Below are 23,884 nucleotides of genomic sequence, written 5' to 3' on the forward strand. Positions count from 1 at the left end.
GGCTTGCTCGCGAAAAACCTGAGGGCGCCGCGTTCATTCAGAATGCCCGCGTCATCGTTAACGACCTTCGCGAGCAAGCCCGCTCCCACATTTTTGACCGTGCCCGCTTTAGATTTACTTTTGCGCTTTTCAAAAGTGAGCCGCTGTAAGAGCGGAACCCATATCAGCAACAACCCAAATAACGGATATACACCCAAACCCAAACCCACAAACCACCTTACGGCAGCAAAGCCAACTCAATCAGCTCATGCAGTTCTTCAACCTCAAGCGGCGCGGTAGAAAACAGATTACGAAACACGGTTGGCGCAACGATCAAATTGATCAGCCGATCCACGCTGGGAAGTGTTCCGGCGTCGTCGGTGTACCGATCCAGGATCGTCTCCAACTGCCCGGTGAGAATCCCCACGCAATACCCCGGCGCCTGACTGCATTGCACATCACGCATCATCTCGCGGCCAAGGTCCGAGCTCATCTCATCACGGTATTGCTCACCCCAGGCCCGCAGGTCTCCGCGCAGGCTGCCGGTATCAGCCGGCTCACTGTCCGGGCGCAGACGGGCCATCGCAACATCGGCCAGCAGCGCCGCCAAGTCACCCCAGCGCCGGTAGATGGTCGAAGGCGTCACTCCGGCGCGCGTGGCTATCTGCGGCACGGTCACGCTGGAACGGTCCTGCTCTTCGAGCAATTCACGCACTGCCGAATGCACTGATTCCTGGACCCGGGCACTACGGCCCCCCGGGCGGAGCCCTTCTTTTATCGCCATGCGTAAAACCTTAACACAAAGAATTTGCTTTAAGCGCCATCCGGTAGCACACTCCGCAAAAGCAAAATATTAGCTTTAGCGGAGCGTGCCCATGTCCAGCGTTACTTCTCATCGTTCCAGCCTGGTGTTTCTGGCGATCACCTTGCTGACGTTTCTCGCCGCCTCCAGCGCGCCGACCCCGTTGTACCACCTCTATCAAGAGGGCCTGCACTTTTCGGCGGCGATGTTGACCCTGGTATTTGGCATTTACGCCTTGAGCCTGCTGGCTGCATTGCTGACCGTGGGTTCACTGTCGGACCACCTGGGGCGCAAGCCGGTAATTTTTGCCGCGCTGCTCCTCGATATGCTGGCGATGCTGCTGTTTATCAATGCCGACAGCGTCGGCTGGCTGATTGCCGCCCGCACGGTACAAGGCTTTGCCACCGGCATGGCCACCGCCGTACTGGGCGCCGCATTGCTCGACACCGACCGCCAGCAAGGCCCGCTGATCAACAGCGTAGCGCCTTTGCTGGGCATGGCCTGCGGGGCCATGGGCTGCAGCCTGCTGGTGGAGTTCGCGCCGATGCCGACCACGTTGATTTACTGGACCCTGCTCGGGTTGATGATCCTGCAGGCATTGTACGTCTGGCGCCTGCCGGAGACAGTCAGCCGGATTCCGGGGGCCCTGGCCTCGCTATGGCCCACCTTGCATGTACCGCCCCAGGCCCGCCGCGCCTTGTGGATCTCGTTGCCGGTAGACGTAGCCGTATGGGCCATGGGCGGCTTTTACCTGTCCCTGGCGCCCTCGCTGGTGCGGGCGGCGACCGGGTCCACCTCGAACCTGATCGGCGGCGGACTGGTGGCGGTGTTGACGCTGAGCGGGGCGGTGATGATTTTCAGCCTGCGCAACCGCCCGGCGGACAAAGTCCTGCGGTTGGGCGCCGTGCTGCTGGCGGTGGGTGTTGCGCTGATCCTCACGGCCGTCCACAGCGCCAGCCTGCCGCTGTTCTTCATTGCCACGCTGATCGCCGGCGGTGGTTTTGGCTCGGGATTCCTCGGTGCGCTGCGCAGCGTCTTGCCGTTGGCCTTGCCCCATGAGCGGGCGGGCTTGATGTCGGCGTTCTATGTGCTGAGTTACCTGGCGTTCTGTGTGCCGTCGCTGTTGGCGGGCAACTTGACGCGCACCTTCGGTTTGATCGCCACCACCGACGGTTATGGCGTGGTGCTGATTGTATTGGCACTCGGCGCGTTGGTGGCGTTGCTAATGCAGGATTTGGCGAAGAGCAGGGCGACGGCGGGTAATTGATTCGGTAATAATTCGTCACCCTTACGCCTTGGGATTCACCCATGAAGATCATCCGCAGCAAAGAATTCACCGGCACCCGCGCCTGGGAGGCGCTGGACATCGCCAATATGAACGGCATCACCACCCGTTTGCATTGGACCGACCAGCCGTATCGCTGGCACGTGAATGACGGCGAAGAGGTGTTCGTGGTGCTTGATGGCCAGGTGCAGATGCACTATCGCGAAAACGGCAGCGAACAGATGGCCTTGCTTCAGGTAGGCGACATCTTCTACGCCAGTGTCGGCACCGAGCATGTGGCCCATCCACAGGGCCCCGCACGGATTCTGGTGATTGAAACCGAAGGCAGCGTTTAATCGCATATCTACGAAACAGATAACAGTTAGAGATATTACCCGTTATATAGATATTCGATTCGGTTCTACCATGGTCTCAACCTCATGCGAGGAAGAGGAATACACCATGACTTGCCCAAATACGCTTCACAGCAGCTTGAAACCCTTCAGTCACCTGACCCGTCCCCGGGAAGTGATTCGCCAGTTCACCCCCAACTGGTTTGCCGCCACCATGGGCACCGGAGTGCTGGCGTTGGCGCTGGCGCAATTGCCGGTCAACCTGGCGGGGCTGCACGCCGTGGCCGAAGGGCTGTGGCTGTTTACCATTGGCCTGTTTGTGCTGTTCAGCGTGCTGTATGCGGCACGCTGGGTGATGTTTTTCCACGAGGCGCGACGCATTTTCGGGCACTCCACGGTGTCGATGTTCTTCGGCACCATCCCCATGGGCCTGGCGACCATTATCAACGGCTTCCTGCTGTTCGGCGTGCCGCGCTGGGGGGATGGCGTGGTGCAACTGGCCGAGGTGCTGTGGTGGCTCGACGTCGCGATGGCCCTGGCCTGCGGGGTGCTGATCCCGTTCATGATGTTCACCCGCCAGGAACACAGTATCGACCAGATGACTGCCGTGTGGCTGTTGCCGGTGGTGGCCGCGGAAGTCGCCGCCGCCAGCGGTGGCCTGCTGGCGCCGCACCTGGCCGACGCCCATTCGCAACTGGTGATGCTGGTGACCAGCTACGTGCTGTGGGCGTTCTCCCTGCCGGTGGCGTTCAGCATCCTGACCATCCTGATGCTGCGCATGGCCCTGCATAAACTGCCACACGCCAATATGGCCGCGTCGAGCTGGCTGGCTCTAGGTCCCATCGGCACCGGTGCCCTGGGCATGCTGGTACTGGGCGGTGATGCACCTGCCATCTTTGCCGCCAACGGTCTGCCCGGCGTCGGTGAGATGGCCAACGGCATCGGCCTGGTCGCAGGCATCACCCTGTGGGGCTTCGGCTTGTGGTGGATGCTGATCGCGGTGCTGATCACCCTGCGTTACCTGCGGGCCGGTATCCCGTTCAACCTTGGCTGGTGGGGCTTCACCTTCCCGTTGGGCGTGTACTCGCTGGCCACGCTGAAACTGGCGAGCACCTTGCACCTGGGTTTTTTCAGCATCGTTGGTTGCGTGTTGGTGGCGGCGCTGGCGCTGATGTGGCTGATTGTCGCCAAGCGCACGGTGCAGGGCGCCTATAAAGGCGAGCTTTTTGTATCGCCGTGCATTGCAGGACTAGCGAATAAGTAAGCAGGATTAGGTAAAGTCGTGGCCTGGAAAAACCAATAACAGCCTTCAGGCCACGCAGGAACACGGACGATGAGCCACCCCTCGCAATTCACTTTGCTGCGCAAACGGCGTTTCCTGCCGTTCTTCATTACCCAGTCCCTTGGTGCGTTCAACGACAATATATTCAAGCAGTCGTTGATCCTGGCGATTCTCTACAAGCTGACCATCGAGGGCGACCGCTCGATCTGGGTCAATCTCTGCGCGTTGCTGTTTATCCTGCCGTTCTTCCTGTTCTCGGCCCTGGCCGGGCAATTTGGCGAGAAGTTCAACAAGGACGCGCTGATCCGGGTGATCAAGATCGGCGAAATCGTGATCATGTCCGTGGGCGCGGTGGGTTTCATGTTCAACCACCTGGAGCTGATGCTGCTGGCGCTGTTTGCCATGGGCACGCACTCGGCGCTGTTCGGGCCGGTGAAGTACTCGATCATGCCCCAGGCCCTGCACGAAGATGAGCTGGTGGGCGGCAATGGCCTGGTGGAAATGGGCACGTTCCTCGCGATCCTCGCGGGCACCATTGGCGCCGGGATCATGATGTCGTCCACCCATTACGCGCCGGTGGTCTCGACGGCCATCGTCGGCATTGCGGTGCTGGGCTACCTGGCCAGCCGCAGCATTCCGCGCGCGGCGGCGTCCAGCCCCGAGATGCGCCTGAACTGGAATATCTTCAGTCAGTCCTGGGCCACCTTGAAGCTCGGCCTGGGGCAGACACCGGCGGTGTCGCGCTCGATTGTCGGCAACTCGTGGTTCTGGTTTGTCGGCGCGATCTACCTGACGCAAATCCCGGCCTACGCCAAGGAATGGATGTACGGCGACGAGACTGTGGTAACGCTGATCCTCACGGTGTTCTCGGTGGGCATCGCACTGGGTTCGATGCTGTGCGAAAAGCTCTCCGGGCGCAAAGTCGAGATCGGCCTGGTGCCGTTCGGCTCGTTCGGTTTGACCGTGTTCGGCCTGCTGTTGTGGTGGCATTCCGGCGGCTTCCCGCAGAACGTCCAGGCCAACGACTGGATCGCCGTGCTGAGTTACGGCCAGGCGTGGTGGGTGTTGTTCGATATCCTCGGCCTTGGCGTATTCGGCGGCTTCTATATCGTGCCGCTGTACGCGTTGATTCAGTCGCGTACCGCCGAGAACGAGCGGGCGCGGGTGATCGCGGCCAACAACATTCTCAATGCGCTGTTCATGGTGGTCTCGGCGATCGTCTCGATCCTGCTGCTGAGCGTGGCCAAGCTGTCGATTCCCGAGCTGTTCCTGGTGGTGTCGCTGCTGAACATCGCGGTCAACACCTACATCTTCAAGATCGTGCCCGAGTTCACCATGCGTTTCATGATCTGGCTGCTCAGCCATTCCATGTACCGCGTCGAGCACAAGAACCTCGAGCTGATCCCAGACGAGGGCGCGGCGTTGCTGGTGTGCAATCACGTGTCGTTTGTCGATGCGCTGTTGATTGCCGGTTCGGTGCGTCGGCCGATTCGTTTTGTCATGTACTACAAGATCTACAACCTGCCGGTTTTGAACTTTATCTTCCGCACTGCCGGGGCGATTCCGATTGCCGGGCGGCATGAGGACATCCAGATCTACGAAAAGGCCTTCCAGCGGATTGCCCACTACCTTAAGGACGGCGAGCTGGTGTGCATCTTCCCGGAAGGAAAATTGACCTCCGATGGCGAGATGAACGAGTTCCGAAGCGGCGTGACGCGGATTCTTGGAGAGACGCCGGTGCCGGTGATTCCGATGGCGTTGCAGGGGTTGTGGGGGAGTTTTTTCAGTCGCGATCCGAACAAGGGCTTCTTCCACCGGATCTGGTCGCGAGTGACCCTGGTGGCCGGCGCGCCGGTAACGGTGGAGGCGGCGACGCCCGAGGCGTTGCATGGGGTGGTGGGGGAATTGCGCGGGAGTGTCAGGTAGTTTTTTGGTGTATTTGAGGGCCTCTTCGCGAGCAAGCCCGCTCCCACACTTGGAATGCATTCCAAATGTGGGAGCGGGCTTGCTCGCGAAGGCGGTAGTGGCCTAAGCGCTGATCTTGAGCCCAATAAGCCCGCAGATAATCAACGCCACACTGGCCAGTCGAAACAGCGCCATGGACTCCCCGAACAGGATAATCCCGGCAATCACCGTGCCCACTGCACCGACACCGGTCCAGATGGCATAGGCGGTACCCAGCGGCAGTTCCTTCATGGCCAACCCCAGCAACCCGAGGCTGACGGCCATGGCGGCAATCGTCAGGGCCGTGGGCAGTGGCTTGCTGAAACCGTCGGTGTATTTCAGTCCGACGGCCCAGCCGACTTCAAACAGTCCGGCAAAAAACAGAATGATCCAGGACATGATGACCTCCCTTCTTAGGTGGGGTCGTCCCCGGATTAAGCGCTTGATTGCGTCGCAGGGTCGTCCCCGCGAAGCCCGGTAGATTGCCGAATATTGATCAGGTGATCAAGTTTCGGACTTGCCCGCCAACAATTCGCGGTCTTCCTTTTCGCTCATCCGCCGGAAGTACGTAGCCAGGAGTGCCCCGGAAATATTGTGCCAGACGCTGAACAGCGCACTCGGCACCGCCGCCAGCGGCGAGAAATGCGCACTTGCCAGTGCGGCGCCCAAGCCGGAGTTCTGCATGCCCACTTCCAGCGACAGGGATTTGCGTTGTGCCAGCGGCAGCCCGAACACACGGCCGGTGAAATAGCCCAGCAGGAAGCCAAAGGTGTTATGCAGGATCACCACCGCCATGATCAGCAGGCCCGACTCGGCAATCTTCGCCTGGCTGGCCGCCACCACGGCGGCGACAATCGCCACGATGCTGACCACCGACACCAGCGGCAACACCTCGACCGCATGCCGTACCCGGGCGCCCAGCAAGCGCTGCGCCACCACGCCCAACACGATCGGCAGCAGTACCACTTGCAGGATCGACCAGAACAACTCCATGAACGACACCGGCAACCAGGCCGAGGCCAGCAGCCAGATCAGCGCGGGCGTCAGCAGCGGAGCGAGGAGGGTGGTGACGGCTGCAATGGCCACCGACAGGGCCAGGTCGCCTCGGGCCAGCCAGGTCATGACGTTGGACGACGTGCCGCTCGGGCAGCAGCCGACGAGGATCACACCGACGGCAATTTCCGGTGGCAGGTGAAAGACCTGGCACAGCAGCCAGGCCACGCCGGGCATGATCACGAAATGCGCGACCACACCCAATGCCACGCGCCACGGATGGCGCGCGACTTCAGCGAAATCTTCAAGTTTGAGGGTCAGCCCCATGCCGAACATTACCAGGCCCAACAGCGGCACGATGGCGCCTTTGAGGCCGAGAAACCAGGCGGGTTGCAGGAACGCAACCACGGCAAAAATCAGCACCCAGTAGGCGAAGGTATTGCCGACGAAACGGCTCAAGGCGGCGAGTGCACGCATGGGGTTGGTCCTTGTTATTCGATTTTGGAAGTGCGCATGCGATCAAATGTGGGAGCGGGCTTGCTCGCGAATGCGGTGTGTCAGCCAGGAAGATATCAACTGAAAGGACGCATTCGCGAGCAAGCCCGCTCCCACATTTTGATCTTCACAAGGCTTTAGATACCTTGTGGGGTTTCTTCGCCACCCAGTGCCTCAACCAACGCCGGCAGGAAGTCGCCAAACGTCAGCATCATCAGGGTAAAGCTGGCGTCCTGCTGGCCCAGTGCTTCGTCGCCGCCGTCCTGTTCCGCCTGATCCTGCAGCAGGTCTTCGAACTTCAGGCGCTTGACGGTCATTTTGTCGTCCAGCATGAAGGACAGCTTGTCCTGCCAGGCCAGGGACAATTGGGTCACGACTTTGCCGGTGGTCAGGTGCAGCTGGATCTCTTCGCCGGTCAGGTCCTGGCGTTTGCAGCGCACGATGCCGCCGTCTTCGTGGGTGTCGCGCAGTTCGCATTCGTCGAGGACGAAGAAGTCATCGGCCGGTTTCTGGGTGGTGACCCAGTCGGTCATGATGGCGGTTGGCGCGGTTTTCACGGTCAGCGGACGTACTGGCAGGGTGCCGATCACTTCACGCAGGGTGGACAGCAGGTCTTCGGCACGTTTCGGGCTGGCGGAGTTCACCAGGATCAGGCCTTGTTTCGGCGCGATGGCGGCGAAGGTCGACGAGCGACGGATGAACGCGCGCGGCAGGAAGGCCTGGATGATTTCATCCTTGATCTGGTCGCGTTCCTTTTTGTAGACCTTGCGCATTTGCTCGGCTTCGATCTCTTCGACCTTTTCCTTCACCGCATCACGCACCACGCTACCCGGCAGGATACGTTCTTCCTTGCGCGCAGCGATCAGCAGGAAATCACCGCTGACGTGTACCAGGGGCGCGTCTTCGCCTTTACCGAAAGGGGCGACGAAACCGTAAGTGGTCAACTCCTGGCTTGCACAAGGGCGCGCCAGTTTGGTGGCCAGTGCAGTTTCCAACGCCTCGGCATCAACAGGCAGATCTTGGGTCAGGCGATAGATAAGCAGGTTTTTGAACCACATGGGGTGAGTCTCTCCTTATATACAAAGGGGGGCATTATTCTCCTCATGGCGTCATAGGCCAACCCTCGCTAAGCCATTGGAAGGCCTGAAAAAAATTATTTAAGAAAGTGCTTGCCAGACTATGGGTCGCTCCGTAGAATGCGCGCCACACCGAAAGTGAAGGGTGATTAGCTCAGCTGGGAGAGCGTCTGCCTTACAAGCAGAATGTCGGCGGTTCGATCCCGTCATCACCCACCATTCGCTTTATGTGTTACGCGCAGCGGTAGTTCAGTCGGTTAGAATACCGGCCTGTCACGCCGGGGGTCGCGGGTTCGAGTCCCGTCCGCTGCGCCATATTCGGTCACCTGGAACGCTGAACGCCAGGTACCACAGGAAGCCCGCTCATTGAGCGGGCTTTTTGCTGTCTGGGGTTTGCTAAAACCATCAGTCAGAAAAACGCCCCCGATCATGTACCGTGATCGGGGGCGTTTTTGATTGGGTTCAGAAATCCCAGCGGGTGGTGACCATAAAGTTGCGCGGCTCACCATAAGCGGCGGAGTTATAGAAGCCGATGTTGGTGTAGTAGGACTTGTCGAAGATGTTGTTGACGTTCAGCGTCGCCGACACGTTCTTGGTGATCTGGTAACGGGTCATCAAGTCCACCAGCCAGTACGCCTCCTGGGAGAACTCTTCATAACCGCCATGGGGGGTGTTGTAGATGTCCTGCCAGCCCACGCTTTGCCAGCGCACGCCACCGCCGACGGTCAGCTTGTCCAGGTCGCCTTTGAGCTTATAAGTGGTGTACAGCTTGACCTGGTCTTCGGGCTCGAACGTGGAAATCTTCTGGTCCTGGTCGTCACGCACCACCTTGTGGGTGTAGCCGGCCTGAATCTGCCAGCCCGGGCTCAACTCGCCGGACACTTCAAGCTCGTAGCCCTTGGTGACGGCCTTGGTGCCTTTGTAGGCATAGTTCTGCGGTGTAGGTTTCAGGTTGTTGTAGTCGTCGTCGGAAACGGCGCGGTTGTTTTCATGGACCTCGAAGTACGCTGCGCTGGCGTTCAGGCGTCCGTCGAAGAAATCAGCCTTCATGCCCAGCTCGTAGTTTTGGCCTTCGTCCGGCTCAAGCAACTGGTTTTGCCGGTCGCGGTTGTAGTTCTCCTGGGGCATGAAGATATCGGTGTAGCTGGCGTAGACCGAGTAGGTTTCATCCAGGTCATACACCACGCCGACATACGGTACGAAGCGTCCGGTCTCGCGGTAGGACGGGTTATTGCCGGTCAGGTGGTAATTGACCACGCGGCCACCGAGCAGCAGCTTCAGGTCATCGGCCAGGTTCAGGCGTGTGGTCATGTAGGCGCCGGTCTGGCGAATGGTGTCGTCGATGTATTGCTGCGGCGCGCCCCAGTAAGGTTGGGGGGCGTGGCCGTGCCAGTTATTGAAGTCGACGAGGTTGGGGGCGAGGTTCCAGTAGCCCTTGCCGTTCCAGTCCGAAATGCCGATGGAGCCGCCCACCACCAGTTCATGCTCACGGCCGCCCAGGCTGAAGGGGCCGCTTGCGTACAGGTCGGCGGAGTCGCTGACGGTTTCCCCGGTGTATTTTTGCGAAGTGACATGTGCGGTGCCGTCTGCACGGGGCTCGTCACCCTGAATCGAAGCCATCAGTGCATGGTAGCCGTTGATCTTGTGGTCCAGTTGCAGTTTGGTCACCCAGCCGTTGCCGAGGTCATGTTCAAGCATGGCGAAGGCGGTACGGGTGTATTGCTCCCAACTGCTCCAGTTGGCCGCGTTGTTGAACGAGCGCTTTACGCTATTGCGATCGCCATTGGCGTTGATCAGCGGAAAACTGCCGGACCAGCTCGAGGCGGTGGGCAGGCTGTCCTGATAGTCGCCGCCCACGGTCAGCATCGTGTCGGGGGACAGGTCGAATTCCATGATGCCGTAGTACACCGGGCTTTTGCGCGAGTAACGGTCCATGAACGAGCGCTTGTCCTGATACGCCGCGACGGCCCGGCCACGGACGTTGCCGCTTTCGGTCATCGGGCCGCTGACGTCCAGTTCGCTGCGGTAGTTGTCCCAGGAGCCCGCGCCGAGGCTGGCATGGCCCTGGAAGTCAGCCGTGGGTTTCTTGCGCACCAGGTTGATCGTGGCACCCAATGAGCCGGCACCCGTGAGCAGGCCGGTGGCGCCTTTAAGCACTTCGACCCGATCATAGATCGCCATGTCGCTCAGGGTATTGCCCGCCGAATAGGCGACGTTGCGCGCGGTGGAAGGAATGCCGTCGTACTGGAAGTTATTGATGGAGAAACCGCGGGCGTAGTAGTTGGTGCGGTCGGTGTCGAAGGCCGACACGGTGATGCCCGGGGTGTGGCGCATCACGTCGTCGACGTTGTTCAGGCCGAAATCATCCATGTGTTTGCGGGTGACGACGGTCACCGATTGCGGGGTTTCCTTGGGGGTCAGCACCAGCCGCGTCGCAGTCGCGATGCTGCCTGGAGTGTAGGAATCAGTCCCTTCAGTAACGTTGCCCAACTGGTTGGAGCTGACCTGGGTCGGGCCTAGTTCCATGGCGTCGGTGGCCGCAGGGTCAGCTTCGAGCGCGTACACCTGATCACCTTTGATCACGCGGTAGCCGCTGCCCTGTAACAGCCTGCCGAACCCTGCGTCCACGCTATAAGTGCCTTTCAGCCCCGGCCCATTCAGCCCCTGCAGGTTCTGGGACTGGAACACGATAGCCACGCCCGCTTGCTGGGCGAACTGGTTAAGTGTGGCGCCCAGCGGCCCTGCAGGTATGTCGTAGGCTTGGGCCGCGACGTTTACCGTATCGGCCTGGGCCAGATGGGTATTGAGCAGCGTCGTCGCGAGCAGTGTGAGGGTCAGCGGCGCGCTGCTCAGCAGGCGTCTGCGGGGTTTGGAAGGGAGCGGCATGACGATGGCAGTCCTTTAGTTATCGATATACCTTCCTTGACGGGTAGCTTTAAACAAAGCGGAAACAATTTGGATAATTATTTTTTGCTCTCGGTATCCGGGCTGACGATCATCAGCCACGGCGTAAAGGTTTTCAGCGTGATCGGCAGGGTTTGAGCCAGCATCTGCAAGGTGCGGTCGGTGTCATCCAGGGGAAGTACGGCCGAGACCTTGAGACTGGCCAGTGCGGCGCGATCAAACTGCAAGCGGCCCGAACGGTGACGGGCGATCTCATCCAGCACTTCCGGCAACGGTCGGTTATCCACCACCAGTTGATGGCGGCGCCAGGCCCCATTGATGCTCGCCGTATCGATGCTGCCCGAGAGCCGCACGGCATCTTTGCTGAGTCGCGCCTGCGAGCCCGCATCAACTTCCAGTGTCTGCTGCCCGTTCGCGCTTTTTGCCGCCACGCGGGATTCGAGCATGCTCAGCACCGTAACGTCATCCTCGCGCCTGACCACAAATCGCGTACCCAGGGCGCGCAGGGTGCCTTGGGCGGTCTGCACCACAAATGGCCGTTCGCCATCGTGGGCCACTTCCACCAGGATCTCGCCTTGCAGCAATTCGATGCGGCGCTGCCGGCTGTCGAAATGCAGATTCGCCGCACTGATGCCGTTCAGGGTCAGCGTCGAGCCGTCCGCCAGCCGCAGGGTTTTCCATTCGCCGGGACCGTTGTGCACATCGGCCATCCATTGTTGTGGATAAGGACTGTAGAGCAGCGCCATGGCGGGAAGGCCCAGGCTGCAGGCCAGTACCAACGCGCGGACGTAGTTTTTGCGCGCCTTCCCATGCCGGGGAAAGGCCGCACTCAAGGCCGCCCGGGCCGGTGCCTTTTGCCCGCGCAGGGCCTGCATCCGCGCAATCACATCTTCCATGCGCGCTGCTGATGCGGCGTGTTGCGGGCCTTGCTGCTTCCAGCGCTCGAACGCCTGGCGCTGGGCCTCGGTCAATTCACCTTCGTGCAGGCGAATCATCCATTCGGCGGCTTGTTCATCGATCTGTTGGCGGGAGGCGGGCATGTGCGGTTCAGATATCCACGCTGTGGCTGCAATGCAGCAGGGCCTGGATCAAATACTTGCGTACCGTACGCTCCGACAATTTCAGGTGGCGGGCGATTTGCTGCTGGGTCAGGTCTTCGAGGTAATACAGCACAAACGCCTGACGCACATTGTCGTGCATGCCTTCCAGCATGAAGGCAATGTGCTCGAGGGCTTCCAGGGTGGTGTGGATCTGTTCGGGCGACTGGAAACCTTCCAGGGTTTCCACCGTCAGCATCAATTCCTGAAGGTAGGCGTGCTCAATCTGCTTGCGCCGTGCCTGGTCGATGATCAGCCGCCTGGCGGTGGTACTTAAATAGGCGCGGGGTTCGCGGATGGCGGTCACCGACTCGCGGGCGTGCAGAATCCGCGCGAAGGTGTCCTGCGCCACGTCGGCGGCGTTATGGGTACAGCCCAGTTTTCGGCGCAACCAAGTGAACAGCCAGCCGTGATGCTCGCTGTACAGCTCGGTAATCTCCCGTTGGAACGGCGGTTCACCCACAGACATAAGGCCCGGCCCAGGTGTTATTGAGAATAATTGTTAATTGTGGGGCCAAGGCTTGGGCAAACGCAATAGACTCGCGTTTGCACCCAAAGCGCCGGTTTTGCGGGGTGCGCGGGGTCGAAGACAAAATATTTTAAATAAATTGCATTTAAATCATGACATTACGGAAAAATGCTATAGAATGCGCCCCACACCGAAAGTGAAGGGTGATTAGCTCAGCTGGGAGAGCGTCTGCCTTACAAGCAGAATGTCGGCGGTTCGATCCCGTCATCACCCACCATTCGCTTTATGTGTTACGCGCAGCGGTAGTTCAGTCGGTTAGAATACCGGCCTGTCACGCCGGGGGTCGCGGGTTCGAGTCCCGTCCGCTGCGCCATATTCGGTCACCTGGAACGCTGAACGCCAGGTACCACAGGAAGCCCGCTCATTGAGCGGGCTTTTTTGTGCCTTGGATTCAGCTCAACGACTGAATGCCCGGTTCGGTTTGCACGGGTGCAATGCTGTTTCGCCCCATGAAGGCCAGGACCACCAACGCCGTCAGCACGGTGAATCCCGCGAGCAGTTGCAGCAAGGTGTTGAACCCCGCGATGTAGGCGCTGCGCAGTGCTTCCCGCGGAAGGGCGGCCGAGGCCAGTTGCACGTTGCCCATGACCAGGCCTTGGGCAATCACTGACACGTCGGCCCCTGCGAGACCCTTCAGGTGATGTGCCACCAATGCGCCCAATACCGCCATCGTAATCGCCAGCGCCACGCCTTCACTGGCCACGCGGGTGGTGTTGAAAATCCCCGCCGCCATTCCCGCGCGCTCCTTGGGCACCACGCTGATCGCCAAGCCATCCATCAAACCCCACGGCAGCCCGGTGCCGATCCCGATGACCAGCATTGCGGCGATGGTCTGCGCAGGCTGGTTGGCCAGGCTTAATCCCCACAGGCCCACCGCCGCGATCAGCAAGCCAATGGCACACAACAGTCCTGCTGAGAGCCAGCGGGTCAGCGATGCGGCGATCATCGGCACCACCAGCATCGGTGCCGATAACGCGAGCATCATCAAACCCGCGTCCAGCGCGCTGGCGCCTTCCACACCGATAAACCGCAGGGGCAGCAACACGATCAGCACGATGTAGCAGTAACAGGTACCGATCGGCAGGAGCTGCACGCCAATAAAACGCGGGAAGCGAAACAGCCGCAGCTCCAGCATCGGTTGGCTGGAGCGGTTTTCGACGAGGATAAACACCAGCAAAAACACCGCCGCCGCGATCAGCAGGGCATCAACCAGCGGCGACGTCCAGCCGTGCTCCGGCGCGAGGATCACCGCCGTGGTCAGGGCCACCAGCATCGCGGAAAACGTCAGTACACCAGCGGTGTCCAGCCGCAGCGCTTGCGGGTCGCGGCTTTCACGCATTTTGGGCGCGGCAAACAGCAGCGAAATACCGGCCAATAATGCAGTGCCGAGAAAAATCGAGCGCCAGCCCCAGTGCTCGATCAGCACCCCCGACAGCAATGGCCCAAACGCCAGGCCTGCACCGAATGTGGTGCCCAGCAAGCTGAAGGCGCGGGTGCGGGCATGGCCGTCAAACTCCTGGGCCAGCGCCGCACAGCCACTGGCCAATGCCGTAGCCGCCGCGACGCCCTGCACGCCACGCAACACATCCAGCCAGAAAATCCCCGGTGCCACTGCCAGCAGCAAGGAGACCACGGTAAACAGCGCCATGCCCCACAAGAAAAGACGCTTTCTCCCATACAGGTCGGCTAGGGTGCCGGCGGCCATTAACAGGCTGCCGAAACTCAGCATGAATGCGTTGGTGATCCACGCCAGCTGGCTGGGCTGGGCGGCAAATGCCTGGCCGATAAAGGGCGTGGCGACGGCGCCGCCGGTAAAGCTCATGGGCAATACCAGGGCGGCCAGGCAAATGGCCGCCAGGATGGAATATCGGCCATGGGCGGGCGCAGATTCGGTTGTCGTGTTCATAGGGGCATTCCCGCGAGTTTGAAGATTAAAAGACTCTAATCAGGATGCAATCACGGATAAACGGGCTTACATTCCGTTCATAACGGACTGAATGGATGCAATGACGTGACCGATAACTTGAGCGGCGTGATCGCCTTCGTGAAAACCGCGGAAGCCCTGAGCTTCACCGGCGCGGCCCGGGCGATGGGGATTTCCGCTTCGGCGGTGGGCAAGAATGTCGCCAAGCTTGAGGCGTCACTGAATGTGCGGCTGTTGCACCGCAGTACGCGCAAGGTCAGCCTCACCGCCGAAGGCCAATTGTTCTACGAGCGCAGTCGGAAAATTCTCGACGACCTGCAAGACGCCCGCGCCATGCTTTCCCATGCGATGCAGGCACCCCGGGGCAAACTGCGGGTCAGCCTGCCCACCATCGGTTATCGCTTTCTCTTTCCGCACATGATGGCGTTCCGCAAAGCCTACCCCGAGATCGAGCTGGAGCTGGATTTCAACGATCATCTGGTGGACGTGATCGAGGAGGGCTTCGACGTGGTCATCCGCAGCGGCGGTCTGGCGGACTCGACCCTGATGGCCCGCAAACTGGGACCGTTCAGGTTTGTGCTGTGCGCGTCACCCGAGTACCTGCGGGCCAACGGTCGGCCAGAGTCCCTGAGCGATTTGGAGCATCACCCGTGCTTGCGTTACCGCTTCGCCACCACCGGCAAAATCATGGACTGGACCTTGTCCGCCAACCCGGCCATCACCCAATTGCGCCTGCCCACTGCGCTGACCCTGAACAACATGGAGGCCATTCTCCGGGCCGCGATGGACGGCCATGGGATTGCCTACGTGCCAGACTTCCTGGCCCGCGAAGCCCTCGCCCAGGGCCAGCTGGAAACCGTGCTCGACGGCCATTCCGATGACCAGGGGCAGTTCTGGGCCCTGTGGCCATCCAGCCGGCATCTCTCGCCGAAGATCCGCGTGTTTGTCGACTTCGCCGCCGCGCACCTGTTCACAAGCCTACCAACCGGTAGCCCACCTGCAACTCGGTGATGAAGTACTGCGGCTGGGCCGGGTCCGCCTCCAGCTTCTGCCGCAGGTGCGCCATGTGCACCCGCAGGTAGTGGGCGCGGTCCACGTAATCCAGGCCCCACACCTCGAGCAATAATTGCCGATGGGTGAGCACCCGGCTCTGCCCGCGAATCATCGCGCACAGCAGGCGGTATTCGATGGGCGTCAGGTGCACCGGCAGGCCTTGGCGCCATACTTCATGGGTCGCCAGGTCCACCTCGATATCGCCAAACGCCACCTTGCTGGTGGCCGCCACGGTGCCGGTCTGCCCATGACGGCGCAGTTGCGCACGGATGCGCGCGAGCAACTCGGGTACGCCGAAGGGTTTGGTCAGGTAGTCATCGGCGCCGGCGTCCAGGGCGGCGACTTTTTCCTCTTCGCGATCCCGTGCCGACAACACCAGGATCGGCACCGCCAGCCATCCCCGCAGCTCGCTGATCAGCTGTTTGCCGTCGCCGTCCGGCAGGCCGAGGTCGACGATCACCAGGTCCGGCTGACGGCTGGAAGCGTGGATCAACGCGCGTTTGACGCTGTCGGCCTCGAACACCTGGAAGCCCTCATCCTGCAGGGCGATGCCGACAAAACGGCGGATGTTGGCCTCGTCTTCAACAATCAGAATGCGTGCAGTGCTCATAGGGCGTCCATTGGGGGCGGAGTACCCGCCGGTAAAGTGATGACGAAATGCATGCCGCGCTCGCTGCCGGGTCTGGCTTCGATGCGCCCGCCGTGGGCTTCGACGATGCGCTTGGCCAGGGCCAGGCCCAGGCCGATTCCGGCGACCGAGGATTCCTGCTGGCCACGGGCAAACGGTTCGAACAGATTGGCCGGCGCGCTGCCCGGGCCGGTGTCGCTGACTTCCAGCAGGATGCTGTCGGAAACGGAACGGGCGGTAACGGTGATGACCGTGCCAGGCGGGGTGTATTTGGCGGCGTTGTCCAGCAGGTTGACCAGCACCCGTTCGATCAGCAGCGCGTCGACTTCCACCAGCGGTAATTGAGGGTCCAGCGTCGTGTTCACCACATGCCGGGCCAGTGGTTCACGCAACTGGCGCAGGGCGCTGCCGACGATCTCTTCCAGCAAATGCCATTGCCGGTTGAGTCGCACACCGCGCTCCTGCATGCGGGCCATGTCCAGCAGGTTTTCGATCAAGCGTTGCATCGAAGTCGCCTGCTCATGAATACCGTGCAGCAACGCGGTCAGCGGCCCCGGCGGCGCATGGGGCAGGGCGGTGTCGGCGGCGCCGATCAGGGTGGTCAAGGGGGTGCGCAGGTCGTGGGAAATCGCCGCGAGCAAGGTGTTGCGCATTTTCTCGCCTTCCATCTGCACCATCGTGCTTTGCGCCACTTCGACGAAGTGCACGCGCTCCAGGGCAATCGCCAATTGGCTCATGCAGGCTTCCAGCAGGCGGCGCTCTTCGGGCTCGTTGAGGCGTTCGCTTTGCGCCAGTTCCAGCACCAGCACACCGCGCACGCGCATCGGCGCCTTGAGCGGCAGGTAGCAGCCCTTGGCGGCGGACAAGGTGTCGGTGCCCTGGCCGGCGGACTGGCCGTGGTCGTAGGTCCATTGGGCGATGCTGTCGTCGATCGGCAGCCCGCCCGCGCCCACGCTGTGCACGCCGTCCGCGGCGTCCGGCAAGGCCAGGCCGACCCGCGCCTCGAACACGCCGCTGAAAGTGCGCAGCGCCACTTCGCTGATCTGCTCCACGGTCAACGCGGCCGACAGGTCCCGGGCCAGACGCGCCAGGGAAGTAGCGCGGCGTTCCCGGGCAGCGGCGGTGCGCGCTTCGTGGCGCAGGCGTGCGGTGAGCTGCCCGGTGATCAGGGCGATGCCGAGCATCAACGCGAAGGTGAAGAAATACTGGGTGTCGTTGACGGTAAACGAGTAGCGCGGCTGGACGAAAAAGAAGTCGAAACACAGCACCGCGAGCATCGCTGCCCACACGCCGGGGCCGCGTCCAAACCGCAGGGCCACCAGCACCACCGTGAGCAGGAACAGCATCACCACGTTGGCCAGGTCGAACACCTGCAGCAGCAGCGCGGCGATGGCGCTGGCGGTGAAACAGGCGAGTGTGGACCAGAGGTAGGCCAGGGTTCTGCCGGGCGCTGGTGTAGGTTTTTCAATGGCAGGAACAGTGCCTGGCAACATGCCATGGGCGATCACGATCTGGTCGATCTGCGGATGGTGCCGGCTGATCCGGTCGCTCACCGACTGATGCCAGAACCGCCATGCCCGGCGTGGGTGATGGCCGAGCACCAGGCGATTGGCGTTGTGTTCCCGGGCACAGGCGGCCAGTGCTTCGGCGACGTCCATGCCCGGCAATGTCGCGGTGTCGGCGCCGAATTCGCTGGCCAGCGCCAGGGTTTTCATCGCCGTGAGATAACGCTTGGCGCCGCGGCCCTGGGCTGCGGCGACGTGCACCACGATCCAGTCCGCCTCGAGCTTTTGCGCCAGGCGCGCGGCTTCTCGCACCAGGCGTTCATCACCGGCGTCACCGGCCACGCCTACCAGCAATCGCTCGCGGGCGGGCCACAGGGTCTTGATCGACTGTTCGCGACGGTACACGCGCATCTGCGTGTCGACCCGGTCGGCCGTGCGGCGCAGGGCCAGTTCCCGCAGGGCGAGCAGGTTGCCCTTGCGGAAAAAGTGCCGCGACGCACGTTCGGCCTGAGGGCCCAGGTACACCTTGCCGTCCTTCAAGCGTTGCAGCAGATCATCCGGCGGCAGGTCCACGACGACCACTTCGTGGGCATTGTCGAACACGTGGTCCGGTACGGTTTCCCGCACGCGAATGCCGATGATCCCACTCACCAGATCGTTAAGGCTTTCCAGGTGCTGGACGTTGAGGGTGGTCCACACGTCGATGCCGGCGCTGAGCAGTTCTTCCACGTCTTGCCAGCGTTTCGGGTGGCGCGAGCCGGGCACGTTGCTGTGGGCCAGTTCATCCACCAGCAGCACGGCGGGATGGCGTTGCAGGGCGGCGTCGAGGTCGAATTCGGTGAGGGTGAAATCGTGATGCAGGCGGTGGGCGCGGGGCAGTTGTTCGAGGCCGTTGAGCAGGTTGGCGGTTTCCTGGCGGCCGTGGGTTTCCACCACGCCGGCGAGTACGTCGCGCCCCAGGCTGACTTCCCGTTGCGCCGCGTCAAGCATGGCGCAGGTCTTGCCCACCCCGGCGTTGGAGCCGAAGTAGATACGCAGTTTGCCGCGCAAGGCGGCCTGTTCTTCCTGCTGGACTCGGGCGAGAAGGGCGTCGGGGTCGGGGCGTTCTTCGTTTAATGCGGGCATGTCATTCCTGGTCAATGCGGTTCAATTGTGGGAGCGGGCTTGCTCGCGAAAGCGGTGTGTCAGTGACAGTCGAGTTGGCTGACACTCCGTATTCGCGAGCAAGCCCGCTCCCACATTGGGTTTGCGGTGCTACACGAGACCCAGCCCGGTCAGCACCAGATCAATCAGCTTGATCCCGGCAAACGGCACCAGCACCCCGCCCAGGCCATAGATCAGCAGGTTGCGATTGAGCAATGCCGCCGCGCCAATCGCCCGGTACGTCACGCCGCGCAGGGCCAACGGAATCAGCGCCACGATGATCAACGCGTTGAAAATCACCGCACTGAGGATCGCCGAGTTGGGACTGCTCAGGTGCATCACGTTCAACGCACCGAGTTGCGGATAGGTCGCGACAAACGCCGCCGGGATGATCGCGAAATATTTCGCCACGTCATTCGCCACGCTGAAGGTGGTCAGTGCGCCACGGGTCATCAGCATCTGCTTGCCCACCTCGACCACTTCGATCAGCTTGGTCGGGTTGCTGTCGAGGTCGACCATGTTGCCGGCCTCTTTCGCTGCCTGGGTGCCGCTGTTCATCGCCACCGCCACGTCGGCCTGGGCCAGCGCCGGGGCGTCGTTGGTGCCGTCGCCGGTCATGGCCACGAGCTTGCCCTGGGCCTGGTAGTCGCGGATCAGTTGCAGCTTGTCTTCCGGGCGCGCCTCGGCGAGGAAGTCATCCACGCCGGCTTCCACCGCAATCGCGGCGGCGGTCAGGCGGTTGTCGCCGGTGATCATCACCGTCTTGATGCCCATGCGCCGCAGTTCTGCGAAGCGCTCTTTGATGCCGCCCTTGACCACGTCCTTGAGCTCCACCACGCCGAGTGCTTTGGCACCGTCCGAGACCACCAGCGGAGTGCTGCCGCGTCGGGATACTTCGTCGACCTTGGCCTGCAATGCAGCCGGAAAGCTCCCACCGAGCGCTTCGATATGACTGCGGATCGCATCCGCTGCACCCTTGCGAATACCGCGGCCTTCGGGCAGGTCGACGCCGCTCATGCGAGTCTGCGCGGTGAAGTGCACAAAGCTTGCGCCGAGGGCGTTGATGTCCCGCGCGCGGATGTCGAACTTCTGCTTGGCCAGCACCACGATGCTGCGGCCTTCCGGGGTTTCGTCGGCCAGGGACGCCAGTTGCGCCGCGTCGGCCAGTTCAGCTTCCTTGACCCCCGGTGCCGGCAGGAAACTGCTGGCCTGGCGATTGCCCAACGTGATGGTGCCGGTCTTGTCCAACAGCAACACGTCGATGTCACCCGCCGCCTCAACGGCGCGGCCGGAAGTGGCGATCACATTCGCCGACATCATGCGGCTCATGCCCGCCACGCCGATGGCCGAGAGCAGGCCGCCGATGGTGGTGGGAATCAGGCACACCAGCAACGCCACCAGCACGGTGGCGCTGATCACGTTGCCACTGCCACTCATGGCCACGGCAAAGATCGAGTACGGGCTCAGCGTCGCGATCACCAGCAGGAACAACAGGGTCAGGCCCACCAGCAAAATTGTCAGGGCGACTTCGTTGGGCGTTTTCTGACGCTTGGCGGATTCGACCATCGAGATCATGCGGTCGAGGAACGACTCGCCCGGGTTGACGCTGATGCGCACCACCAGCCAGTCCGACAGCACCCGCGTGCCGCCGGTGACCGAGGAAAAGTCGCCGCCGGCCTCGCGAATCACCGGTGCCGATTCGCCGGTGATTGCGCTTTCATCCACCGAGGCCACGCCTTCGATCACCACGCCGTCCAGCGGCACCAGGTCGCCGGCTTCGATCAACACCACCTGGTCTTTGCGCAACAGCGTGGCTTCGGTCGGCAGCCATGGGGCGCCGTGTTTGGGTTGTTGCAGCAACTTGGCCAGGGTCTGGCGCTTCATCCCGCGCAGGCTGGCGGCCTGGGCACGGCTGCGGCCTTCGGCCAGGGCCTCGGCAAAGTTGGCGAACAGCACGGTAAACCACAGCCACAAACAGATGCTGAGGATAAAGCCGCTGGGCGCTTCACCCTGGCCACCCAAGGACTGGAACCACAGCAGCGTGGTGAGGAGGCTGCCCAGATACACCACAAACATCACCGGGTTTTTCCACTGCGCCTGGGGCAGCAGTTTCTTGAACGCATCCCCGCAGGCGGTGAGCACGATGGCGCGATCAAACAGAGGTAAACGAGCATTCTTGATCATGGGGGAATCTCTTACTCACTGGCCGCAATGGGGGGCTGGCGCAGAGGCAGGCGGGCGTCCAGCGCGAGGTTGAGTTGCAGCACATTGACCCGTGGTTCGCCGAGCAAACCCAGGGTGCGTTCCGCGGTGTTTTCGTTCACCAGTTGCAGCAGTTCGGCTTCGGGGATCTGTCGCAGGCGGGCGACCCGGGCCAGCTGGATGCGTGCGTTGGCCACGGAGATATGCGGGTCCAGGCCGGAGGCGGAAGCGGTGACCGCATCCACCGGCACCTGGGCCTCGGCGGCGAGGCCGTTGTCCTGGCGGTAGGCTTTAACCCGGGCCGCGACCTGGTCCACCAGTTTCTGGCTGGTAGGGCCCAGGTTGCTGGCGCCGCTGGAACCGGCGTTGTACGGCTGGGAGACACTTTTGCTCGGGTCTTGCGGGTCGGTACCGAGGGTCATGCTCGGGCGGCCGTGGAAGTAGCCGGGCCTGGTGAAGTCCTGGCCGATCAACGCCGAGCCGATCACCAAACCGTCGCGTTCAATCAGCGAGCCCTGGGCCTGGAACGGGAACAGCAACTGCGCGGCAAAGGTGGTGAAGACCGGGTAGGCGAGGCCGGTCAGCGCCATGAAAAACACTGCCGAAACCAGCACCGGGCGCAACAGCCCCTTGAATATCGATTGAGTCGTCATCAACGTGTCCTTAGTTGTACGTCTGGCCGGACAGCAACTGCAGTTGCTCCACCAGCGGACCGAGCGCGAGCGCCGGCAGGAAAGTCAGGCCGCCCACCACCAGCACCACAAACACCACCAGCACCATGAACAGCGGGGTTGCGGTGGGGATGGTGCCGGCGCCGGCAGGCACGGTCTTTTTCATCGCCAGGGAACCGGCCACGGCGAGCATCGGCAGCATGGTGAAGAAGCGCCCGACCAGCATCGCCAGGCCAATGGTGGTGTTGAAGAACGGCGTATTGGCGTTCAGCCCGGCGAACGCCGAACCGTTGTTGGCGGTGCCCGAGGTGTAGGCGTAGAGCACCTCGCTGAAACCGTGGGGGCCGAGGTTATTCAGGCTGGCCATGGTGTCGGGCCACAGGGCGGCGAGGGCGGTGAAACCGAGGATGCTGATGGGGTGCGTGAGCACCGAGAGCATCACCAGTTTTATCTCCCGAGCCTCGATCTTCTTGCCGAGGAATTCCGGGCTGCGGCCGATCATCATGCCCACCAGGAACACCGTCAGCAGCGCGTACTGGATCAGGTTGATAAAGCCCACGCCGTCGCCGCCGAACACGCAGTTGAGCATCATCTGCGCCAGGGGCACGAAGCCGCCCATGGGGGTCAATGAGTCATGCATCGCGTTGACCGAACCGGTGGTGGCCGCGGTGGTGGTGGCGATAAACAGGCTGCTGTCGGCGATGCCGAAACGCAGCTCCTTGCCTTCCATATTGCCGCCGCTTTGCTCGATGGACAGCGTCTGGTTGGCACCGGCCTGGGTCAGCAGCGGGTTGCCGTTTTGCTCGGCGCCGTACACCAGCGCGAGAAAGCCTAAGAACATCACCAGGAAGGTGCCGAAAAACACCCAGCCCTGACGGCGTTGCAGCAGCATGCTGCCGAAGGTGTAGGTCAGCGCCGACGGGATCAGCAACATGCTGAGGATGTGCAGGGCGTTGGTCAGCGGCGTCGGGTTTTCGAACGGGTGCGCGGCGTTCATGCTGAAGAAGCCGCCGCCGTTGGTGCCGATATGCTTGATCGATTCAAAGCTCGCCACGGCGCCGACAATCAGTTGTTGCTGCGCGCCTTCCAGGGTGGTGGCCAGGGCTTGGGAGGAAAAGGTCTGCGGCATGCCTTGCCACACATACACCAGGGCCATGCCCACGCACAGCGGCAGCATCACGCGGTACAGGGTGCGGGTGAAGTCGACCCAGAAGTTGCCGATATCCGCCGAGCTTGAGCGACTCAGTCCACGGATAAAACCGGCTGCGGCGACCACGCCCGAGGTGGCGCCGACGAACATCAGGAAGGTGATTACTGCCATCTGGCTGAAGTTCGACAGGCTGGTTTCGCCCGAGTACGCCTGCCAGTTGGTGTTGGTGATAAAGGAAGCGGCGGTATTGAACGCCAGGTCCGGGGTTTGTGCGGCCAGCCCGAGTGGGTTGATCGGCATGACGGCCTGTAACCGCAGGATGAGATAGCCGAGCACCATCATCGCGGCGTTCGACAGCAACAGGGCCGAGCCGTAGCGGGCCCAGCTCATGGTTTCCAGCGGGTCGATGCCCAGCAGGCGATAGGTATAACGTTCCGGCAGGGCGTGGCGGGTTCCGGTAAACACCCGGGTCAGCCACTTGCCCATCAGCACGGCGAGCCCGGTCATCAACCCCAGGACCAGCGCAAATTCCAGCAAAGTGCTTAGCATGTCGAGGCTCCGTTCAAATCTTGCCCATGGCGACAATGGCCATGGTTGTCGCGGCGAAAAACACCAGGGAGAGGCCTACAAAAATCATGTCGTACATGGTGGGGCTCCCTAGAACTTTTCGGCGCGAATGAGGGCGTAGCCCAGATAAGCGAACAGCCCGACGGCGCATAGGCCGCTGGCGATATAGATGAACTTGAGTGTGAGCACGGTGGAACTCCCCTGATTAATAAGCCGCGATTGCGGACGCGGGGAGGTTAAGAGGTTGGGTATCAAGTTCGGGCACTGATTGCGGGTTTGGGCATTAAGACGGTGTATAGAGGAGGGTGGGGTGGGCGAACGGA

The 23,884-nt window shown here is 61.8% G+C and carries 19 protein-coding genes and 4 tRNA genes; 9 read left to right on the plus strand and 14 right to left on the minus strand.

Features of this window, described 5'->3' with window-relative positions; genetic code table 11:
- Nucleotides 1–217: 217 nt before the first annotated feature.
- Nucleotides 218–763 carry a TetR/AcrR family transcriptional regulator gene (locus AC3WKX_RS31000; RefSeq protein WP_087695266.1) on the minus strand — a complete coding sequence of 182 codons (546 nt, stop codon included), beginning with the start codon at nt 761–763 and terminating at the stop codon, nt 218–220.
- A 91-nt stretch (nt 764–854) separates the two neighbouring features.
- On the opposite strand from AC3WKX_RS31000, the gene AC3WKX_RS31005 reads away from it, so the two are divergent.
- From AC3WKX_RS31005 to AC3WKX_RS31020, 4 genes are all read left to right on the plus strand, one after another.
- On the plus strand, nt 855–2,048 hold the full coding sequence (locus AC3WKX_RS31005) for an MFS transporter (protein ID WP_003212382.1): 1,194 nt from the start codon (nt 855–857) through the stop codon (nt 2,046–2,048).
- Nucleotides 2,049–2,089: 41 nt separating this feature from the next.
- Nucleotides 2,090–2,401, plus strand: coding sequence for a cupin domain-containing protein (locus tag AC3WKX_RS31010; protein WP_102606155.1), 312 nt, complete (start codon nt 2,090–2,092; stop codon nt 2,399–2,401).
- A 106-nt stretch (nt 2,402–2,507) separates the two neighbouring features.
- Nucleotides 2,508–3,662, plus strand: coding sequence for a TDT family transporter (locus AC3WKX_RS31015; protein WP_008430443.1), 1,155 nt, complete (start codon nt 2,508–2,510; stop codon nt 3,660–3,662).
- A 69-nt stretch (nt 3,663–3,731) separates the two neighbouring features.
- The gene (locus AC3WKX_RS31020) at nt 3,732–5,606 is read left to right on the plus strand and encodes an MFS transporter (RefSeq protein ID WP_003212372.1); all 1,875 of its coding nucleotides are present in this window, start codon (nt 3,732–3,734) and stop codon (nt 5,604–5,606) included.
- Nucleotides 5,607–5,708: 102 nt separating this feature from the next.
- On the opposite strand, the gene sugE is transcribed toward AC3WKX_RS31020, so the two are convergent.
- From sugE to rdgC, 3 genes are all read right to left on the minus strand, one after another.
- On the minus strand, nt 5,709–6,023 hold the full coding sequence (gene sugE, locus AC3WKX_RS31025) for a quaternary ammonium compound efflux SMR transporter SugE (protein WP_003190128.1): 315 nt from the start codon (nt 6,021–6,023) through the stop codon (nt 5,709–5,711).
- 105 nt (nt 6,024–6,128) lie between these two features.
- Complete coding sequence (locus AC3WKX_RS31030) at nt 6,129–7,094, minus strand: bile acid:sodium symporter family protein (protein WP_003212369.1); 966 nt, start codon at nt 7,092–7,094, stop codon at nt 6,129–6,131.
- A gap of 155 nt (nt 7,095–7,249) precedes the next feature.
- Entirely contained in the window at nt 7,250–8,170 is a 921-nt protein-coding gene (gene rdgC / locus AC3WKX_RS31035; RefSeq protein WP_008430455.1) for a recombination-associated protein RdgC, read from the minus strand.
- Nucleotides 8,171–8,331: 161 nt separating this feature from the next.
- Between rdgC and AC3WKX_RS31040 the strand changes: the two genes are divergently transcribed.
- Both AC3WKX_RS31040 and AC3WKX_RS31045 read left to right on the plus strand, forming a co-directional pair.
- Nucleotides 8,332–8,407 (plus strand) — tRNA-Val (locus AC3WKX_RS31040).
- A 19-nt stretch (nt 8,408–8,426) separates the two neighbouring features.
- Nucleotides 8,427–8,503, plus strand: a tRNA-Asp gene (locus AC3WKX_RS31045).
- Nucleotides 8,504–8,650: 147 nt separating this feature from the next.
- On the opposite strand, the gene AC3WKX_RS31050 is transcribed toward AC3WKX_RS31045, so the two are convergent.
- From AC3WKX_RS31050 to AC3WKX_RS31060, 3 genes are all read right to left on the minus strand, one after another.
- The gene (locus AC3WKX_RS31050; RefSeq protein WP_102606156.1) at nt 8,651–11,074 is read right to left on the minus strand and encodes a TonB-dependent siderophore receptor; all 2,424 of its coding nucleotides are present in this window, start codon (nt 11,072–11,074) and stop codon (nt 8,651–8,653) included.
- Nucleotides 11,075–11,151: 77 nt separating this feature from the next.
- Nucleotides 11,152–12,132: a FecR family protein gene (locus AC3WKX_RS31055; RefSeq protein ID WP_102606157.1), complete on the minus strand. Its 981-nt coding sequence runs from the start codon at nt 12,130–12,132 to the stop codon at nt 11,152–11,154.
- A gap of 7 nt (nt 12,133–12,139) precedes the next feature.
- The gene (locus AC3WKX_RS31060) at nt 12,140–12,658 is read right to left on the minus strand and encodes a sigma-70 family RNA polymerase sigma factor (protein WP_087695262.1); all 519 of its coding nucleotides are present in this window, start codon (nt 12,656–12,658) and stop codon (nt 12,140–12,142) included.
- 201 nt (nt 12,659–12,859) lie between these two features.
- Between AC3WKX_RS31060 and AC3WKX_RS31065 the strand changes: the two genes are divergently transcribed.
- Both AC3WKX_RS31065 and AC3WKX_RS31070 read left to right on the plus strand, forming a co-directional pair.
- A tRNA-Val gene (locus AC3WKX_RS31065) sits at nt 12,860–12,935 on the plus strand.
- Between the two features lie 19 nt (nt 12,936–12,954).
- Nucleotides 12,955–13,031, plus strand: a tRNA-Asp gene (locus tag AC3WKX_RS31070).
- A 78-nt stretch (nt 13,032–13,109) separates the two neighbouring features.
- Here the strand turns inward: AC3WKX_RS31070 and AC3WKX_RS31075 are convergent.
- Nucleotides 13,110–14,624: an MFS transporter gene (locus AC3WKX_RS31075; protein WP_102606158.1), complete on the minus strand. Its 1,515-nt coding sequence runs from the start codon at nt 14,622–14,624 to the stop codon at nt 13,110–13,112.
- A gap of 105 nt (nt 14,625–14,729) precedes the next feature.
- Between AC3WKX_RS31075 and AC3WKX_RS31080 the strand changes: the two genes are divergently transcribed.
- Complete coding sequence (locus AC3WKX_RS31080) at nt 14,730–15,653, plus strand: LysR family transcriptional regulator (RefSeq protein ID WP_102606159.1); 924 nt, start codon at nt 14,730–14,732, stop codon at nt 15,651–15,653.
- Here the strand turns inward: AC3WKX_RS31080 and AC3WKX_RS31085 are convergent.
- The 6 genes from AC3WKX_RS31085 to kdpF all read right to left on the minus strand — a co-directional run bounded on the left by AC3WKX_RS31085 (nt 15,613) and on the right by kdpF (nt 23,750).
- A complete protein-coding gene (locus tag AC3WKX_RS31085; protein ID WP_003219430.1) occupies nt 15,613–16,305 on the minus strand; it encodes a response regulator in 693 nt (230 codons plus the stop codon). The two genes, AC3WKX_RS31080 and AC3WKX_RS31085, sit on opposite strands and share 41 nt — an antisense overlap.
- On the minus strand, nt 16,302–18,953 hold the full coding sequence (locus AC3WKX_RS31090) for a DUF4118 domain-containing protein (RefSeq protein WP_102606160.1): 2,652 nt from the start codon (nt 18,951–18,953) through the stop codon (nt 16,302–16,304). Before AC3WKX_RS31090 ends, AC3WKX_RS31085 begins: the two co-directional genes overlap by 4 nt.
- A gap of 129 nt (nt 18,954–19,082) precedes the next feature.
- On the minus strand, nt 19,083–21,155 hold the full coding sequence (gene kdpB, locus AC3WKX_RS31095; RefSeq protein ID WP_087695258.1) for a potassium-transporting ATPase subunit KdpB: 2,073 nt from the start codon (nt 21,153–21,155) through the stop codon (nt 19,083–19,085).
- 11 nt (nt 21,156–21,166) lie between these two features.
- A complete protein-coding gene (gene kdpC, locus AC3WKX_RS31100) occupies nt 21,167–21,826 on the minus strand; it encodes a K(+)-transporting ATPase subunit C (protein ID WP_102606161.1) in 660 nt (219 codons plus the stop codon).
- A 10-nt stretch (nt 21,827–21,836) separates the two neighbouring features.
- Nucleotides 21,837–23,543 (minus strand): potassium-transporting ATPase subunit KdpA, encoded by a 1,707-nt coding sequence (gene kdpA / locus AC3WKX_RS31105; RefSeq protein ID WP_102606162.1) that lies wholly within the window; start codon nt 23,541–23,543, stop codon nt 21,837–21,839.
- A 108-nt stretch (nt 23,544–23,651) separates the two neighbouring features.
- Nucleotides 23,652–23,750 carry a K(+)-transporting ATPase subunit F gene (kdpF, locus tag AC3WKX_RS31110; RefSeq protein ID WP_003219423.1) on the minus strand — a complete coding sequence of 33 codons (99 nt, stop codon included), beginning with the start codon at nt 23,748–23,750 and terminating at the stop codon, nt 23,652–23,654.
- Nucleotides 23,751–23,884 lie beyond the last annotated feature (134 nt).

Source organism: Pseudomonas sp. GP01-A4 (assembly GCF_058780865.1).